General features: G+C 57.6%; 16 protein-coding genes and 1 pseudogene. 9 read left to right on the forward strand and 8 right to left on the reverse strand.

What is annotated here, in order from left to right; translation table 11 throughout:
- Positions 1–484: 484 nt before the first annotated feature.
- From ABWV64_RS14205 to ABWV64_RS14215, 3 genes are all read right to left on the reverse strand, one after another.
- The gene (locus ABWV64_RS14205; RefSeq protein ID WP_353346416.1) at positions 485–2134 is read right to left on the reverse strand and encodes a GMC family oxidoreductase; all 1650 of its coding nucleotides are present in this window, start codon (positions 2132–2134) and stop codon (positions 485–487) included.
- A 75-nt stretch (positions 2135–2209) separates the two neighbouring features.
- Entirely contained in the window at positions 2210–3613 is a 1404-nt protein-coding gene (locus tag ABWV64_RS14210; protein WP_353346418.1) for an aldehyde dehydrogenase family protein, read from the reverse strand.
- A 122-nt stretch (positions 3614–3735) separates the two neighbouring features.
- Positions 3736–4692 (reverse strand): helix-turn-helix domain-containing protein, encoded by a 957-nt coding sequence (locus ABWV64_RS14215; protein WP_353346420.1) that lies wholly within the window; start codon positions 4690–4692, stop codon positions 3736–3738.
- Between the two features lie 204 nt (positions 4693–4896).
- Here ABWV64_RS14215 and pcaF point away from each other — a divergent pair, with 204 nt between their 5' ends.
- The 6 genes from pcaF to ABWV64_RS14245 are packed head-to-tail and all read left to right on the forward strand — an operon-like array spanning position 4897 to position 9733.
- On the forward strand, positions 4897–6099 hold the full coding sequence (gene pcaF, locus ABWV64_RS14220; RefSeq protein WP_353346422.1) for a 3-oxoadipyl-CoA thiolase: 1203 nt from the start codon (positions 4897–4899) through the stop codon (positions 6097–6099).
- Between the two features lie 17 nt (positions 6100–6116).
- Complete coding sequence (gene paaA / locus ABWV64_RS14225; protein WP_353346424.1) at positions 6117–7094, forward strand: 1,2-phenylacetyl-CoA epoxidase subunit PaaA; 978 nt, start codon at positions 6117–6119, stop codon at positions 7092–7094.
- Positions 7091–7429 carry a 1,2-phenylacetyl-CoA epoxidase subunit PaaB gene (gene paaB / locus ABWV64_RS14230; RefSeq protein ID WP_353346426.1) on the forward strand — a complete coding sequence of 113 codons (339 nt, stop codon included), beginning with the start codon at positions 7091–7093 and terminating at the stop codon, positions 7427–7429. The genes paaA and paaB overlap by 4 nt, the downstream gene beginning before the upstream one ends.
- Entirely contained in the window at positions 7429–8196 is a 768-nt protein-coding gene (gene paaC / locus ABWV64_RS14235; RefSeq protein WP_353346428.1) for a 1,2-phenylacetyl-CoA epoxidase subunit PaaC, read from the forward strand. The genes paaB and paaC overlap by 1 nt, the downstream gene beginning before the upstream one ends.
- A gap of 13 nt (positions 8197–8209) precedes the next feature.
- The gene (gene paaD / locus ABWV64_RS14240) at positions 8210–8656 is read left to right on the forward strand and encodes a 1,2-phenylacetyl-CoA epoxidase subunit PaaD (protein WP_502902677.1); all 447 of its coding nucleotides are present in this window, start codon (positions 8210–8212) and stop codon (positions 8654–8656) included.
- Positions 8657–8668: 12 nt separating this feature from the next.
- Positions 8669–9733, forward strand: coding sequence for a 2Fe-2S iron-sulfur cluster-binding protein (locus ABWV64_RS14245; RefSeq protein ID WP_353346432.1), 1065 nt, complete (start codon positions 8669–8671; stop codon positions 9731–9733).
- A 117-nt stretch (positions 9734–9850) separates the two neighbouring features.
- Here ABWV64_RS14245 and ABWV64_RS14250 read toward each other — a convergent pair whose 3' ends face one another.
- Together ABWV64_RS14250 and ABWV64_RS14255 are read right to left on the reverse strand one after the other, a co-directional pair.
- Complete coding sequence (locus tag ABWV64_RS14250) at positions 9851–10216, reverse strand: hypothetical protein (protein WP_353346601.1); 366 nt, start codon at positions 10214–10216, stop codon at positions 9851–9853.
- A gap of 57 nt (positions 10217–10273) precedes the next feature.
- Positions 10274–10447, reverse strand: a pseudogene (locus tag ABWV64_RS14255) (TetR/AcrR family transcriptional regulator); the annotation flags it as partial.
- Between the two features lie 92 nt (positions 10448–10539).
- Between ABWV64_RS14255 and ABWV64_RS14260 the strand changes: the two are divergent.
- Positions 10540–12294 carry a CocE/NonD family hydrolase gene (locus ABWV64_RS14260; protein WP_353346434.1) on the forward strand — a complete coding sequence of 585 codons (1755 nt, stop codon included), beginning with the start codon at positions 10540–10542 and terminating at the stop codon, positions 12292–12294.
- Between the two features lie 523 nt (positions 12295–12817).
- Here ABWV64_RS14260 and ABWV64_RS14265 read toward each other — a convergent pair.
- The 3 genes from ABWV64_RS14265 to ABWV64_RS14275 all read right to left on the reverse strand — a co-directional run bounded on the left by ABWV64_RS14265 (position 12818) and on the right by ABWV64_RS14275 (position 15469).
- Positions 12818–13944, reverse strand: a protein-coding gene (locus ABWV64_RS14265) for an IS3 family transposase (protein ID WP_353346436.1) whose coding sequence is annotated in 2 segments (ribosomal slippage) — positions 12818–13683 and positions 13683–13944 — 1128 coding nt in all. Because the reading frame shifts where the segments join, the coding sequence is not laid out codon by codon here.
- Between the two features lie 290 nt (positions 13945–14234).
- Positions 14235–15092 carry an alpha/beta fold hydrolase gene (locus ABWV64_RS14270; RefSeq protein ID WP_353346438.1) on the reverse strand — a complete coding sequence of 286 codons (858 nt, stop codon included), beginning with the start codon at positions 15090–15092 and terminating at the stop codon, positions 14235–14237.
- Positions 15089–15469 (reverse strand): hypothetical protein, encoded by a 381-nt coding sequence (locus ABWV64_RS14275; RefSeq protein ID WP_353346440.1) that lies wholly within the window; start codon positions 15467–15469, stop codon positions 15089–15091. Before ABWV64_RS14275 ends, ABWV64_RS14270 begins: the two co-directional genes overlap by 4 nt.
- Positions 15470–15731: 262 nt before the next feature.
- Between ABWV64_RS14275 and ABWV64_RS14280 the strand changes: the two genes are divergently transcribed.
- Together ABWV64_RS14280 and ABWV64_RS14285 are read left to right on the forward strand one after the other, a co-directional pair.
- Positions 15732–16607, forward strand: coding sequence for a dioxygenase family protein (locus ABWV64_RS14280; protein WP_353346442.1), 876 nt, complete (start codon positions 15732–15734; stop codon positions 16605–16607).
- Between the two features lie 96 nt (positions 16608–16703).
- Positions 16704–17603, forward strand: a complete 900-nt coding sequence (locus ABWV64_RS14285; protein WP_353346444.1) for a LysR family transcriptional regulator — start codon at positions 16704–16706, stop codon at positions 17601–17603.
- The last annotated feature ends 17 nt before the right edge of the window (positions 17604–17620 follow it).

The raw sequence follows: 17620 nt of genomic DNA on the forward strand, positions 1-17620 counted from the left end.
GCGTGCCTGCTCCGCCTGAGCCCAGAATGACACCCATAGGCCGGACGTTATCGATTTATGTACCGGTTCTGTCGTTACTCTGGACGGCGAACATGATGGCAATGACTAGATCAGCTTTGAAAAGGCGAAGACCATGCTCCGCTTCCGTGGGCGACAAAAAACGATGGCGGCGGTCAAAGCCGAATTCGTCGACAAAGTGCCAAAGCGTCATCAAAGCATTGAGGTGAATGGCTAGGGCCGATGCTATCCGAAGTTACGCGTGAGTATCGCCCTGCCCCCGAAAACGGGACCGTTTGAAGCGGGAGTTTCCGGCTCAGATTTCGCGTCTGGGACAGGAGTGGAAACCCACGAAAGCATCGAAGTTCACGGCATGGTTGGCTGAAACGCTGCGATCTCCACAAGGGCAATGCAACGGACTGCGCAAGAGATATAAGAGTCTGGCGATGCAATGCACCGCCAGAGTTCACCGTTTTGAGGCACGGGTTTACCCCGCTTTGATCATATCGGCCGCTTTTTCGGCCACCATGATTGTCGGAGCGTTGGTGTTGCCCGCCACGACAAACGGGAAGATCGACGCATCGACGACGCGCAAGCCGTCAACGCCCCTCACCTTAAGGCTTGGATCAAGAACAGACATCTCGTCCACGCCCATTTTGCACGTGCCGTTCTGGTGGTGATAAGACAAAACAGCGGACCGCGCATAAGCAGCCAGTTCCTCATCTGTTTGAACATCCGCACCCGGATAGATTTCACGGCCGCGCCATTCATCCAATGCCGGTTGCGTCGCGATCTCGCGCATCTGCTTGATAGATTGCACCAAAATATCAACGTCATATTGGGTTTGCAGGACCTGCGGATCGATGTCCATCATGTCGTCCGGATCGGCCGAATTCAACGTGATCGACCCGCGCGATGTCGGTTTTACGCCAGATGCAAGCAACGTAAAGGCATTCCCCGTCGGGGCCTCTTGCTCAGGCGTGTAGTAGGGCACGTGGAAAAACAACGGCTGCATGTCGGGGCCGGAACGGCTGTCGTTTGAGCGGGCAAACAGATGCGCATGTAACACTTGGATCGCCATATCCGAGGGCGGCGGAATATCCTTTGCACCCTCATAAATCACCGGACACAGCGTGTGGTCGTGCAGGTTTTTGCCCACACCCGGCAAATCAACCTTGGTCTCGATCCCGATTGCCTCCAGCTCGTCCTTTGCGCCGATGCCGGAAAGCATCAAGATACGCGGGCTTTCCACTGCACCACCGCAGACCAATACTTCGCCCTTGGCACGCAGGGTCATGGTTTTGCCATCCTGCATGACAGTGACGCCGGTCGCGCGGCCATCGTCGATCTCGACCTTCTGCACCCGTGCATTGGTGATCAGGGTCAGGTTCTCGCGTTCCAGCGCGGGGCGCAAAAACGCCGAGGCCGTCGAGGCACGTTTACCGTCCTTGGTGTTCAGATCGGTGTAGGCCACCCCATAAGGATCGGCGCCATTGGTGTCCTCATTGAGTGGCACGCCCGATTGAACGGCCGCCTCAACGATAGCCGCAGTCACCGGATGGGGGGTAAATTCGGTGGTCACATGAAGCGGCCCGCCTGCCCCGTGGAACTCATTTTCGCCGCCGGCATAATCTTCGGACTTTTTAAAATACGGCAGGACGGATGCATAGTCCCACCCCTCACAGCCAAACTCATTGGCCCATTGGTCGTAATCCGCAGCACAACCGCGCACATAGATCATGCCGTTAAGTGACGAAGATCCGCCAAGGGTTTTGCCGCGTGGCCAATACAGCGAACGCCCGACTGCATGCTCTTGCGGTGTGGTGCTGTAGCCCCAATCATATTCGGTACCCCACAGTTCAATCAGGCGCATGGGCGTTGAAATCATTTCAGAATTATCCGGCCCACCGGCCTCGACGATCAGCACAGATGCGCCGTCCTCGGTCAGGCGGTTGGCCAAGACGCATCCTGCCGACCCCGCGCCGACGATGATATAGTCATAGGCCGCGTCTTGGGCGTTGGCCGGATTGACGCTTGCGCCAAGCAGCCCGCCGCCCAAGGTCAAAACGCCCGAGGCTACTGCGGTTCGGCCCAAAAAGCTCCGCCGCGTCATGGTTTTATTCGATTTCGTCGTCATCAAGTTTTCCTCCCGTTGATGCCGTAAGAACGGCCTATTGCTATCCTCCCAGAGCGCAGCAGGCCGATGTTTGGATTAGCTAAAGATCACTTGGATATCGGTGTATTCGGTGAGGCCTTCCTCGCCGAACTCCACGCCAAGGCCCGAAGATTTCACACCGCCGAACGGTGCATTGGGTTGGATCATGCCGTGTTTGTTGATCCAGACCGATCCGCATTCCATCCGCGCTGCGATCTTCTTGGCGGCGTCAAGGTCATTGGACCACACCGAGCCACCCAATCCATTGGGGTTGTCGTTGGCCATCTTGATCGCCTCTTCGACATCCGAATAGGCGATGATCGGCAAGGCGGGGCCGAATTGCTCTTCGTCCACCAGCGGATCGCCGTTCGAAAGGCCCGAAATCACGGTCACAGGAAAGAACAATCCATCCCCCGCTTCGCCACCACACAGGACTTTGCCTTTGGTTTTGGCGTCCGCCACCAAGCGCGTTACCTTGTCGAACTGCATCTGGTTTTGAACGGGGCCAAGGATGCTGTCCTCGCTCATGCCGTCGCCCATCGGGATGGCTTTGGCGAATTCGGCCAAGGCGGCACCAACTTCGTCTGCGATGCTTTCGTGCACATAAAGACGCTTCATCGCGGCGCAGGTCTGGCCGTTGTTGATGAAAGCGCCCCAAAACAGACCCTCGGCAATCGCTTTGGGATCAACGTCGGGCAATACGATACCTGCATCATTGCCACCCATTTCAAGCGTCAGACGCTTCATGGTTTCAGCCGCCGAGCGCATGATTTTTTGGCCCGTGCCGCAAGAGCCGGTAAAGACAATCTTGCGGATGTCGGGATGCGAAGACATCAACGCACCAAGATTTTCCGACTTGTCATCACTGGTCACAACGCTCACCACGCCTTTGGGCAATACATCGTTAATGATTTCAACCAACCGAATGGTCGACAACGGGGTCAGCGGCGATGGTTTGATCACAACCGTATTACCGGTGCGCAGCGCGGGAATAATGTGCCAAATCGCAATAAGAACAGGAAAGTTCCAAGGCGTGATGGAGCCCACCACACCGACAGGTTTGCGGTGCAGTTCTACGCGGCCTTCTTCGTTGTCTTGCAAAACCTTAACCGGCAACGAAAGCCCCGTGGTGTATCCCGCCCAAGCGCCCGCGCCGCCAATTTCCCAACGTGACCCAAGCCCATTGAGAGGCTTGCCCTGCTCAAGCGTGACCAGCTCTGCCAGTTCCGCCGAATGCTCTTCGATCTTTGCGGTGACGCTTGCGCAGGCTGCCTGCAGCTCTTCATCGCTCTTGAGTGACCATGTCTCAAATGCGGCCTTGGCGGATGCCACTGCCGCGTTCAAATCCGCGCCCGTCATGTTGGGCGCATGTCCGGCGACGGCGCCGGTGGATGGGTTGATGACAGCAAAAGTGTCGCCTACGCTGTCACCTGCATCCGATTTGCCGGTGAGTCGGCGCATGAGTTTGTTCATTGATTTTCCTCCCAAAATTCCCCGCGCCCCCCGCGCGGGTGTCTTGGAAGGATAAGCCGTCGATCTTGCAAAAACTTGGGCAAGGCCGTCAGGTCTTTTGGATTAATGCGTCAATGGCGCGTCACAACTTCGCCAGGCGCCACGCCGTATTTCTTGCGAAATTCACGATAAAAATATGACACATCATTAAAGCCGCAATCTAAAATCACGTCTGTGATTGTTTGCTTTGACCCTGCGATGAGCGCGCCGGTCAACCGTCGATGTGCCAAAGCCAAACGGCGCATCAAGATCCGTTGTCCCGGCGTTTCTCCGAGCGGTTGAAAATGGCGCTGTAAGGTACGTTTCGACACGTTAAGCGAGGTTGCAAGGCTGCTCGGTCCAAAATCGGGGTTGCTGCAATGCTGGTCGATCAACGCCAAGGCCCGCGACAACAACCGTTCAGAGTCCGATGGATCTCGGGCGTTTCGCGCGCCGACAAAATAGCCGCCAAGCAGGTTGAAAAATGCTTCGCCAAGGTGGCTTTGGTGCTCCTGACCATCGATCATTTTAGAAATGACCGCGTTGATTGCCAACCAAAGCGGATCGTCCCGTGAAACCGTCGTGCCGCCCTTGACGGATTGGCCAAACCGCCCGAGCATTTCCGAACGCGGAATGTGAAATGAAAGCTGGTGCGATAGAGACTGATCGTAATGAAACACCGAGGCTTGGGTCGAATCCACCAAGAACATATCGCCCTGTTTCAGGACGACCTCCTGTCCGGCCTGCACGACACGGCTGGTGCCGCTGCGTTGGGTAAGCAAAAAGAAATGCTCTCCGGGGTCGCGTTTGATCGCCTGCGCATCGCGTATGATGCGCAGATGGCTCAATGCGACTCCCACGGTTTGGAAAGGCCCAACAGGTTGCGCCGACACGCTGCCTTTGATCGTGCCGCTTGACGCCGCAGGTTCCAAATCAAAGCGGCCACAGAACTTGCGAATGTCCGCTTCGATGATTTCTTTTGGGACCTCTTGGTGAGGCTGTAGCATTAATGAATTCATGACCCCCCCAAAGTTCACGCCGATGGTCAAGCAGTATTGTTGCCGCAACATCGAAAATCAAGTTCAACTTAATTTCAAGCGCGCGTTCATTGGCTTTTGACCGAGTGGCGATGAAAGACACCTAATATGTTACAAAATTTACCACATCAAGAATTTTGGTAACTTTAAGCTTGATCGCAGGCACAGATTCCAGTATGCCGACCATGAGGTCGATTAATTTGGGGAGGATTTGCAATGGACGCATTGATATGTGATGGCGTGCGCACACCGATCGGGCGATATGGCGGCAAGCTGTCCTCGATTCGTACAGATGATCTTGCGGCGTTGCCCATCGCCGCTCTGATGGCGCGCAATCCAAATATTGACTGGTCGAAAGTTGACGAGGTGATTTTTGGCTCTGCCAATCAAGCTGGCGAAGACAACCGAAATGTTGCGCGTATGGCGGCCTTGCTTGCTGGTCTGCCTGTAGATGTCCCCGGCACGACGGTGAACCGTCTTTGCGCCAGCGGAATGGACGCGGTAGGTTTTGCCGCGCGCGGGATCAAGGCGGGCGACTATGACCTGACCATCGCCGGTGGCGTTGAAAGCATGAGCCGCGCGCCCTTTGTGATGCCCAAGCCCGAAGCCGCGTTTAGCCGGTCGAACGCTGTCTATGACACGACAATTGGCTGGCGCTTTGTGAACTCCAAGATGAAGGCGCAATATGGTGTCGATTCCATGCCGCAAACAGCGGACAATGTCGCCGCTGATTACAACGTCAGTCGCGCGGATCAGGATGCCTTTGCCGCACGCTCGCAGGCCCGTTGGGCCGCTGCGGAGGCGGCAGGCGTATTCAGGGACGAGATCGTTCCGGTCGCTGTGCCACAGCGTAAGGGGGACCCTGTCATCGTCGATACGGATGAACACCCCCGCCCTGGCACCGACGCTGCGGCCTTGGCTAAGCTTCGAGGCGTGAACGGTCCAGATTTGTCGGTTACGGCAGGCAATGCCAGCGGCGTTAATGATGGGTCGGCTGCTTTGCTGCTCGCGTCGGAGGCCGCCGCCAAGACCTACGGCCTGATCCCGATGGCGCGGGTTGTCGGCATGTCGTCTGCGGGGGTCGAGCCGCGCATCATGGGCATTGGCCCCGCCCCAGCGAGCGAGAAAGTCCTTGAGCGCGCGGGTCTGACGGTCGACCAGATGGATGTTATTGAGCTGAACGAAGCCTTTGCCTCACAGGGGCTTGCGACGCTGCGCCAGCTGGGTGTGGAGGATGACGACCCGAGGGTGAACCCGCATGGCGGGGCCATCGCGATGGGCCATCCGCTTGGAATGTCTGGTGCGCGACTGGTTCTGACCGCCGCGCACCATTTGAAACGCACTGGCGGGCGCTACGCACTTTGCACGATGTGTGTGGGTGTGGGCCAAGGCACTGCAATTATCATTGAACGCGTCTGACCCGAAAGGAAAACGACATGTATGCACAGATGGTTAAATCCGAAGCAACGCGGGAAGATCCTGAAATGCTTGCCGCATTTCAGGCCCGCATTGACGCTGGCGAAAAGATCGAACCGAAGGACTGGATGCCCGCAGGATATCGCAAGACGCTGATCCGTCAGATCGGTCAGCACGCGCATTCCGAAATTGTCGGCCAACTGCCCGAAGGCAACTGGATCACCCGCGCCCCGACACTGGAGCGTAAAGCAATCCTGCTGGCCAAGGTGCAAGACGAGGCGGGCCATGGGTTGTACCTTTACTGCGCGGCAGAAACCCTTGGGGTCACGCGCGACGAGCTGACGGAAATGCTGCTCGACGGGCGGATGAAATATAGTTCGATCTTCAATTACCCGACGCTGACTTGGGCCGATATGGGCGCGGTCGGCTGGTTGGTCGATGGCGCGGCCATCATGAATCAGGTGCCGCTGCAGCGCACGTCCTTTGGTCCCTATTCGCGGGCGATGATCCGCGTTTGCAAGGAAGAGTCCTTTCACCAGCGTCAGGGCTACGACATCATGATGAAAATGGCGCAGGGCACCGCGCAGCAAAAGGCGATGGCGCAAAACGCGCTGAACCGGTTCTGGTATCCATCGCTGATGATGTTCGGCCCGTCAGACGCCGACTCGGTCCACTCCGAACAGTCGATGGCATGGAAAATCAAGATGAACAGTAACGATGAGTTGCGTCAGAAGTTTGTCGATCAAACCGTGCCTCAGGCCGAGTATCTGGGCCTGACCGTTCCGGACGAGACCCTGAAATGGAACGAGGAAAAGGGCGGTTACGATTTCGCCGAGCCGAACTGGGATGAGTTCTTTGACGTGATCCAAGGCAATGGTCCGTGCAACACCGAACGTCTCGGCGCGCGTAACAAGGCGTGGGACGACGGCAAATGGGTGCGCGACGGGCTTTTGGCCCATGCCGAGAAAAGCAAGATCAGAAAGGTAGCAGCAGAATGAGCTCTTCCAAATCCGCACATCCCGACACGCCCGAAACCCAAACCAAACCCAAGCGCCAAGAATGGCCCCTGTGGGAGGTGTTCATCCGCGGCCAACACGGCATGAGCCACCGCCACGTCGGCTCGCTTCATGCGCCGGACGAGGAGTTGGCGATCAAGAATGCGCGCGATGTTTATACCCGCCGCAACGAAGGGGTCAGCATCTGGGTCGTTGAGGCGCGCCATATCGCCGCCTCGTCGCCCTCGTCCAAAGGCCCGCTTTATGAACCGTCGGAAAGCAAGGTTTACCGGCACCCGACATTTTTCGACATTCCCGACGAAGTGGGAGCGATGTGATGTCAAGCGTCAACCAAGCTCAACTCTTTGAATTTATTTGTCGGCTGGGCGATAACACGTTGGTTCTGGGTCACCGTGTCAGTGAATGGTGCGGTCATGCTCCGGCACTGGAAGAGGATATCGCGCTGGCAAACACAGCGCTTGACCTTATCGGGCAGACACAGATGTGGCTTGGCCTCGCCGCGGATGTCGAGGGCAAGGGCCGCACAGCCGACGATCTGGCGATGCTGCGCGATGTTTGGGATTTCCGAAACGTCTTGCTTGTCGAACAGCCTAACGGCGATTTTGGCCAAACGATGATGCGCCAGTTTCTGTTTGACGCTTGGCATTTGGCCATGCTTGAGGCGCTGACCAAATCATCGCACGAACAGATCGCTGCCATTGCCGCAAAGTCGATCAAAGAAGTTCAATATCATGTCGAACGCTCGGGCGACACGGTCATCAGGTTGGGCGACGGTACATCCGAAAGCCATGCGCGGATGCAGGCGGCGCTGACTCTCCTGTGGCCCTATGTGGGCGAGATGTTTGTCGCTGACACGGTGGACGAAGCCATGACCGCGGCCGGCATTGCGCCCGACATCGCCGCCATGCGCGAAGGATACGATGCACAGGTCGGGTCTGTTCTGGCTGAAGCGACCCTGCGCATCCCCGAAAGCGGCTTTGCCCATAAGGGCGGCAAATCGGGTTTTCAGCATTCCGAACATTTGGGTCACATGCTGACACAGATGCAATGGTTGCAGCGCGCCTATCCCGGAGCTTCGTGGTGATATGAAGCCCGAAATGTCGGAAATTTGGAGTTGGCTGGACGACGTGCCAGACCCTGAAATCCCGGTGATTTCTGTGGTCGATCTGGGCATCGTGCGCGATGTGGCGTGGGATGGCGACACGTTAGAAGTCGCCGTCACCCCCACCTATTCCGGCTGTCCGGCCACCAGCGTCATCTCGATGGACATCGAAACGGCCATGCACGACCGAGGCATCGAGCAGGTGCGCATCAAGACCCAGATCAGCCCACCGTGGACCACCGATTGGCTGTCGGAAAAGGGGCGTGCAAAGCTCATGGATTATGGCATCGCGCCGCCCCGTGCCGCAGGGGGGCCGGACTGCTGCCCGCGGTGCAAATCAATTAATGTCACCCGAATAAGCCAGTTCGGATCGACCCCCTGCAAGGCGCAATGGCGCTGCGCGGACTGCCTCGAACCCTTCGACTATTTCAAATGCATCTAAGGAGCACATGTGATGGCGCGTTTTCATCAATTGTCCGTCACTGACGTCACCAAAACGATCCGCGATGCGGTTGTCGTGACGCTAAAGCCAGTGAACGGTGGCGATTTCGATTTCACCCAAGGTCAGTATCTCACCTTCCGTCAGGATTTTGATGGCACCGAAGTGCGGCGCTCTTATTCGATCTGCGCAGGCAAGGACGACGGTGTCTTGCAGGTCGGGATCAAGAAGGTAGAGGGCGGCGCATTTTCCACCTGGGCCAATGAAAACCTTCTCCCCGGTATGACCCTCGAAGCGATGGAGCCAATGGGCAGCTTTCACGCGCCGATCACGCCGGAGGTCGCAAAAACCTACCTCGGCTTTGCAGGCGGGTCAGGCATCACGCCGGTTCTGTCGATCATGAAAACCGTTCTGATGCGCGAACCCGACAGCACCTTTACGCTGGTTTACGCCAACCGCGGTGTGAACACGATCATGTTCCGCGAAGAGCTAGAGGACCTCAAGAACCTCCACATGGGCCGGCTGACGGTCATCCATGTGCTGGAAAGCGACGCGCAGGATATCGACCTGTTCACGGGTCGCGTCGATACAGACAAATGCAAGGCTCTGTTCGAGCATTGGATCGACATAGACAGCGTCGACACCGCGTTCATCTGTGGGCCGGAACCGATGATGCTCGGCATTGCCGCGGCCTTGCGCGACCACGGGCTGACAGAGGATCAGATCAAGTTCGAACTCTTCGCAAGTGCGCAGCCCGGACGCCTCAAGCGCAAAGCCGGAACAGGCGTCGCGGGTATCACCGCCAAGGCGACCGAGGCCACCATCTCGATGGACGGATCGGCCCGCAGCTTCACGATGGATAAGGATCAATCGATCCTTGATGCCGCCCTCGAAAACGCGATCGACGCACCGTATGCTTGCAAGGCCGGCGTTTGTTCGACCTGCAAATGCAAGGTGCTGGAGGGCGAGGTCGAGATGCTCGCGAACCACGCGCTTGAGGATTATGAAGTGGCGCAAGGCTACGTGCTTTCGTGTCAGGCCTATCCCCTCACCGACAAGGTCGTCGCAGATTACGGTTAATCAGGAATACGACCGTGACCGACACGGTGGTGTCACGCAATACCTTGCCACGCGCGCCCCTTCGACCAAGCCCGCAAACCTGCCGACACGCGACTGCGCCGCCCCGCTCAACGGCCTTTAGCGAAGCAGCCGCAACAGTATTTCAGCAAGGTCATGTACCGCATCGTCTGGTCCGACCTCTATATTTGTAAGGTGGCGATCATCCGCGACAACAAGCATCAAAGCCCCCGCAGAAAACAGCAACCGGAACGCGGCATTGGCGCGCGCGCGCGGGCAATCAAAGCGCGCCGTTAGCCACGCAATCACGTCGTGCCCGACACTTTGGCTCGCGCCAAAGCCCTGTTTGGCAAGCGCGTCGATGCTCCTGCCTTCAATCATAAAGGCGCGCAAAGCCCCTGCGTGTTGCTCAAAAACCGCTCGGTTTGCCGCCGCCAGAGCACGCAAAGCGTTTAGGTCACTAAGATCCGGACCGATGCTGTCCAAGGCCGCGTGCATCTGGGTCTCGATCTGCGAGAGCATCCGCGCCGAGGCTGCCTTAAGCAAGCTTTCACGATTGCCAAACCGATGATATAGCGCGCCGTTTGAACAGCCCGAGAGCGCCGCGATCCGCGCAATTGTAACCGCGCGAAGCCCATCCGTCTCGGCCAGCGCGAGCGCGGCATCGACCATCTTATCCGTAGAATCTTCGCTGCGCGATTGAACCGGTGCTTTCATGTTTGCTTTTCATCATGTTTGCGCTTAACAATCAAGAATAGAGTGCTCGTTCTATTTTGAGAAACCAGCTATGGGACCGGGGAGGGAACCACATGCCAGACATCATTTTTACGCCGCTCACACCTCTTTCAGACAAATATTCGCGCTATAAAGGCCCGCCCAATCCGCGCACGGAACGGCTTGTTGCCGGATACCAATACGCCAAGGGCGGGCGCCGTTTAACCTGCGATATACTTGTCGATCGCGATGTGGCGCTGACCATGCGCGATGGCGTGCGGCTCTATGCCGATGTGTTCCGCCCCGTAAGCGATGCGCCCGTGCCCGCAATCATCAATTGGGCCCCATACGGCAAAGGCGATACGGGCTATTGGACGCTTGATGAGAGCGAAGTTTTTCCAAACCGTTTCGGGATCAAACGCGGAGCCGTTTCGGGCCTGCAATCTTGGGAGGGCAATGACCCCGCCTATTGGTGTGCCCACGGCTATGCCGTCGTCCAGATCGATGCTCGCGGCGCGTTCAACTCCGAAGGCGATGTTTGGTTTTTGAGCCAAGGCGAGGGCCGCGACGGGGCCGACGCCATTGAGGAACTTGCCACGCTTGATTGGTGTTCGGGCAAGATCGGCATGGCGGGAAATTCATGGCTGGCAATGTCACAGTGGCGCATTGCGTCCGAGCGCCCGCCGCATCTCACAGCCATCGCGCCTTGGGAAGGGCTCTGTGATCCGCACCGCAACAGCACCCTACGCGGCGGCATTCCCGCACTGGCTTTCCCGAATTTTATTCGCAACAAAATGTATGGCGCGGGCAAGGTCGAAGACATCACGGCAATGGCCGAACGCGAGCCGCTTTACAACGAATACTGGGCCGACAAGACCCCGCCCATCGAGCGCATAGACGTCCCCGCCTATGTGGTCGCCAGCTATACAAATCAGGCCCATACCGGCGGAACCTTTAGCGCGTGGAACCAATTGACCAGCCCCAAATGGCTGCGCATTCACAACACCCAAGAGTGGCCCGATTTTTATAACCCCGCCTATACCGACGATCTGCGCCGCTTCTTTGATGCGACCCTGCGTGGTATCGAAAACGGTTGGGAGAAGACCCCTAAAGTGCGCATGTGTGTGCTTGATCCGGGGCACAAGGATATCATTGATCGTCCCGAGGCAAGCTTCCCGCCGCAAGGGGTTTCCTCGCGCACCCTGTTCCTTGACGCGGGGAGCAAACAGCTTTCCCCTGCCCTCCCATCAGCCGAGAGCCAAACAGGCTATGCGCTCCAAGACAAGCACCCCGAAGTCGACTTCCTGCACCGGTTTGACGCGGACATTGAGATCGCCGGAACGCCTCTGCTGGCGCTTTGGGTTAGCGCTCAAGGGCACAATGATCTCGACTTGTTCGTTTATATCCAGAAGCTAAGTGCCTCTGGCAAACAGCTCTGGCATCAAACGGTCGACCTTGGCCTGCCGCTTGGGCGCATGTGGATGCCAAAGGTGTTTGCTCTCGGGGCAAAGGCCATGGCGCCGGCGTTCTTTGGCGGGCCGGATGGATTGCTCCGTGTCTCGCGGCGCGGGCTTGATCCCGATGCCCCCGCCCACCAGCCCGAGCTGTTGCTGGATAAGGAGCGCTTCATCCCTGAAGGCGACATCGTTGAGGCGGAGATCCCCTTCTGGCCTGTCGCGATGCGCTGGCATAAAGGCGAACAATTGCGGCTGAAAATCTCTGGCAAACATCTGTTGCCCGGCCTCTTGCCCGATTTACCAGAGCCACCCATGCAGCGCGGCAAGACCCATACAATCCACACCGGCGGGCAGTATCCGTCGAAATTGGTGCTGCCGTTTAACCCTGGCTAAGGCGTGCATTTACGTCTGTTCCAAAAAGCGCGCGGAGTGTTGCACTAAACGGCTTCATGGATCAGTCGGGGCTTCAATAAGGCTCGGTATGACCGGCAAGTCTCGCGTCATATGCCGTCGTTTCTCCGCGGTCATATCAGAGCACCGCCGATTTTCTCGCCGAGTGCGGCCGAGCAGTTGAACGTTCGGCGGTGTATCGATGGGTCCGCAGGTTCGGGCCTCGGACCGGCCACGGCATCGGAACGCGCCGCCAGTGGGTCGGTCTGACTTGGCAGGTGGACGAAACTTGTAACCGTGCCTGCGGGAAATGACACGGCCTGCGGCGTGCTATTGATCGGCACGGACGGTTGATTGATTTTCCCTGACGGCAGGCGATATGAGAAGCCCGTGAGAACCTTCCTTCTCAAGCCTCCTACGAAGTTGCGAGACAGCCGAATTGAGCGTGACCAGCCCCCTTTGAAAGGGCATCTTGGGTGGGCCATAAAGGACTGGTCAGCCCCATCTGAGTGGTCCGGCTTGAGTGTTAGTGCATGACCGGCCTCGGGTCCATCGGGACGATGGTTTCCGGTGCTGGTGGGCGATAGCCCAACGCACTGTGCGGTCGTTTCGTGTTGTAGTGTTTCCTCCATTGTTCGATCAGAATCTGGGCTTCCCTTAAACTGTAGAAGATCTCGCCATTGAGCAGCTCATCGCGGAACCTCGCGTTGAAGCTTTCGCAATATCCATTCTCCCAGGGCGACCCGGGTTCGATGTAGGCCGTCTTTGCCCCGACTGCGCTGATCCATTCCTGAACCGCTTGAGCGATAAACTCAGGACCGTTGTCGGAGCGTATGAACGACGGTACGCGGCGCAGGATGAACAGGTCGCTCAATGCATCGATTACATCTCCCGAGTTCAACCGACACTTCACCTTAATGGCGAGGCACTCCCGGCTGTGCTCATCCAGGATGTTCAGCGTTCGGAAGACCTTTCCGTCCTCGGTCCGGCAATGAACGAAGTCGTAGCTCCAGACATGGTTTCGATGTTCAGGCCGGAGACGAACACAAGATCCGTCATTCAGCCAGAGCCGCCCCTTTTTCGGCTGCTTGGTAGGCACCTTCAGCCCCTCACGTCGCCACAGTCGTTCGACACGCTTATCGTTCACCTCCCAACCCGCTTCTCTCAGCAAGGCCGCGATGCGACGGTAGCCATAGCGGCCATACTGGCGAGCCAGCTCAATCATGTCCGCGACCAGTTGGTCCTCATCGGACCGACCTTGAGGAACCTTCCTCTGCGTCGAGCGATGCTGCCCGAGAACACGACAAGCGCGTCTCTCAGACAATCGGAACCTTGTACGGACATGATCGATGCAAGCCCGGCGACGCGCGGGGCTCAGTAGTTTCCCCCTGCAGCCTCCGCGAGGATGAGCTTGTCCAAAGTCAGGTCAGAAACTGCCTTTCTAAGTCGCTCATTCTCTTTCTTAAGGCGTTTGAGCTCCTTTAGCTGGTCGGCCCCCATCCCACCATATTGCTTGCGCCAGCGGTAGTAGGTCTGCTCGGTAATACGAACCTGTCGGATCGCATCGACACGCGCTGCGCCTTGACCGACAAGTACTTCAACCTGTCGCAACTTCGTAACGATCTCTTCCGGCTTGTGACGTTTCATAGCCATCTCGGCCCTCCGTTTTCCTAAATAATACGGTGGACCACTTCAGTGGGGGAGGACCAGTTCATGAGATTACTGTTCCATTGGACGCGGTTGGACGGCCACCCGATTGCGCAGATTCCGGTTTCAAAACGCAAAGATCGATCCGTGCCGGAGGCTTTCGCGATACCTTGGCGACCTTGCGCTCGTCATCGGCAAAGACCACCAGACCGCATCGGCTTTTTGTGCGTCTTGCATCGGGAGCACGGGTTTTCGCGGTCATGCGCATGGCGGCTTCTCCTGTGCTGGGCTATTGGTCAGGCCACTTGCACCGCGGGGCTTGGCATCTTTTCCAGTGCTTCGATGAAGAACGGGCGGAAGCCCTCAGGGTGTTCACTCATCGGGAAGTGGCCCAGTTCATCCATGACCGCCAGCGTGGCGCCCGTTATGGCCTTGGCCGTGCGTTCGGCGTCTTCGGGCGTACATGTCAGGTCGTAGGCACCGACGATCATGTGCACCGGCGTTTGCTTCGTATCAATCGTTGGCAGGCGCGGGATCAAACTGTCATCGCGGGTATAAAAGCTTAGATCGCCGCGGAACACGCCCGGGCCGCTTTGCATAAACATCCAAAGCGTGTTCCAGCGCTCGGCCTTGGGCGCATATGGCGAGATATTGGCAGATACGAGAGCGGCCCCCATCTCGCCGCCATGGGCATCAGGCCTGTGGAACCAGTCGATATCGTACCATGCAGGTTGGAAATCCGAGGCCTCTATCGCGATGAAGCCGCTGAATTTTTCCGGATGCAGGGCTGCCAGTTGCAGCGCAATCCGCCCGCCCATCGAACAACCTGCCAGAACCGGACGGTCAAGGCCCAGCCCCTCGATCACGGCCAGAACCGTTTCGATATAGGCCTCTGTCGTCAGCAAATACTCCTGTGTCTCGAACCCTTCGGGCGGCAGGGATTTTCCGTGCCATGGCATGTCGAAGGCGATCAGGCGATTCGATACGGTGATCTCTGCGTCATTCATCAGATGACGCCACTGGCGGGTGTCGGCGCCGGCGGTGTGCAGGCAGATGATCGGACGCCCCTGCCCCGATTCTTCGAAGTAAATACGGTGCGCGACACCGCCCACGGAGATGGTGACATAGCGCCCTGTGATCGGTTCAATGCTCATACTGCCAACTCCTCTTGCGCACGGGCGAGGCCTAGGACCTCTTTGAAGAAACGCAGGTTCTTGACGAGGCTCAGAATATCGCCGTCGATCCGGCCACGGCCGATCTTTACCAGCCCGAAGATGTCATGGAAGCCGGGCTCGGGCCGGGCTTCCCAGACTTTGTTCAACGCTTCGGCATCGGTCCGCAAAGCAAAGCGCCAAGGCGTCTTTCGGCTTGCACCTTCCTTGACCGACACGATGTGTCCCTTCTCGAAGGATAGGTAGAACTCCACCCCCCCCACATCGATGAGCACGGTTTCGGAAAACAGCCGGCCAAGGCGCAGCAAATGCGGTGTTGCCTCAAGGCGGGTTTGAATTTGTGTGAAGGTATCGATCACATTTGCCTCCCATACGGTCATAAGCTGGGGACTAGCTGCCATGACCGAGGGTCTCTGGGCCATGCCAGCGAGAGTATGGGGCAATACTCTGCATTGCGACTTTTCAAGAAATGCCTCGCCCACAATGCGCCTCTCATCGGCGGTATCACCCCATACCGTGGCGGGCATTGGGCTGCGCGACGGATTGGGCAATGGCTATAGGACGAGAGGCGCGACGGCGTCTCACCCCGAATACCTAATGTTTCAGGAGGAGGAACTACCCATGGGCATCGTCAACCAAGACAACATTACCGACGTCGTGATCGCGAGCCTCGGCAAGCATGGAGACATCACCGAGCGTCAGCGCCAACTGGCCACGGGGCTGGTCACGCATCTGCACGCCTTCATCAAAGACGTGCAGCTGCAGCATGACGAATTCCTGTTCGTTTGCGACTATCTCGCCCGCGCGGGCAAGCTCTGCAACGACAATCGTCAGGAGTTCATCCTTCTGGGCGACATCCTCGGCGTCGAAGTTCTCGTCGACATGATGACCAACCCTGTCGATGGCAACGAAAGTGAATCCACCGTTCTGGGCCCGTTCTACCGCGAAAACCCGCCGGTTCTGCCCAAGGGCGGTTCGATCATCCAAAAGCACTATGACAACGAAGAAACCGCCTATTTCGAGGGTTACATCAACGATGAGAACGGCAACGGAATCGCCGGTGTGACGATGGATGTCTGGGAAGACGCACCGAACGGCGTCTATGAGAACCTCGATCCCGATCAACCCGAGTACAATCTGCGCGGACGGTTCGAAACCGACGAAAACGGCCATTACGCATTTATCGCGGTCCGTCCCGTCCCCTATCCGATTCCGGACGATGAAACCGCCGGAGAGCTGCTGCGCTTCATGGGCCACCACCCAAACCGTCCGGGGCACATGCACTTCATCATCTCCAAAGACGGCTATCGCCCGCTGATCAGCCAGATCTATGATGCGGACAGCGATTGGCTCGAAGAGGACAGCGTCTTTGCGGTCAAGAAAAGCCTGATCGGAAAGTTCCAGCCTGCGTCTAAGGAACTGGGCACTGACCTGCACTTCGAATTTGACTTCGTTCTCAAGACTGCGGCTGACGAAAACGCAATCGCCGCAGAGTAATCCCCGATACTTCCCAGAAGATTGGCCCTCGCATGCCGGGGGCCTGTCTTCATTTACGGGTATGGCGTATCATGAGCTCTTGGGAGGACGGCAAAATTGAATTTCAAACAGCTGACCTATTTCATCGCGGTTGCGGACGAGCTGCATTTCGGTCGCGCTGCCGAGCGTCTCGATATGGCGCAACCGCCACTCAGTCGACAGATCAAGCAACTCGAGGAGGAGTTGGAAGCCACTCTTTTCAACAGAGGCCGAAGCGCGATCACCCTCACACAGGCCGGTGAGCGGTTGCTCAAGCGTGGCAAAGCTATCCTCGCAGAACTGGAAGACATGCAACTGGAAGTGCGCCGCTTGGGACAAGGGGCCGAAGGACGGCTCAGGATCGGCTTTGTCGGTTCTGCGACATTCGGAATTTTGCCCAACATCATCCGGTCCTATCGAGCAAATTATCCCGAAATGAACCTAAGCCTGATCCCGATGAACACGGCCGAATTGCATCGGGCCTTGGTGTCGCGCGAACTCGACGTGGTCTTCGCTCGGCCAACCTTGAAAGATCCGGAATTCCTGTCGAAGCACTTGGTCGAGGAAAAGCTGATCCTCGCCTTGCCGGACATCGTCGATACAGGCACCCGCACGGTGGCCAAGCTCGAACGGCTGATGACACATCACCTGATCCTATACCCCGAACGGCCTAGGCCCAGCTATGCGGATATGGTTCTCAAAGCGGTTGAAGCTGCGGGGTTCAAAGTGCCGCTTCGCATCTGGTGCATGGATCTGCAAACCGCCCTGAGCCTTGTCGCGGTCGGCGAAGGCGTGTGTATCGTCCCCGCGTCTGTCGCAAATGCGCCGCGCAAGGGTATGAAATTTCTCGACATCGAACCCGAGATTGCGCGGACCGAGCTTTCGATGAACTATCGACTGGATGAACAGGGAGTCCATGTCCAGAATTTTGTCTCCTTGGCTCAGAAGGTCGCACGAAAGAGCCCTTTGAAGAAGTGATATCAGGCCCTGCGGCA

The organism is Litorivita sp. NS0012-18, from assembly GCF_040371945.1.
Lineage (GTDB): Bacteria > Pseudomonadota > Alphaproteobacteria > Rhodobacterales > Rhodobacteraceae > Litorivita.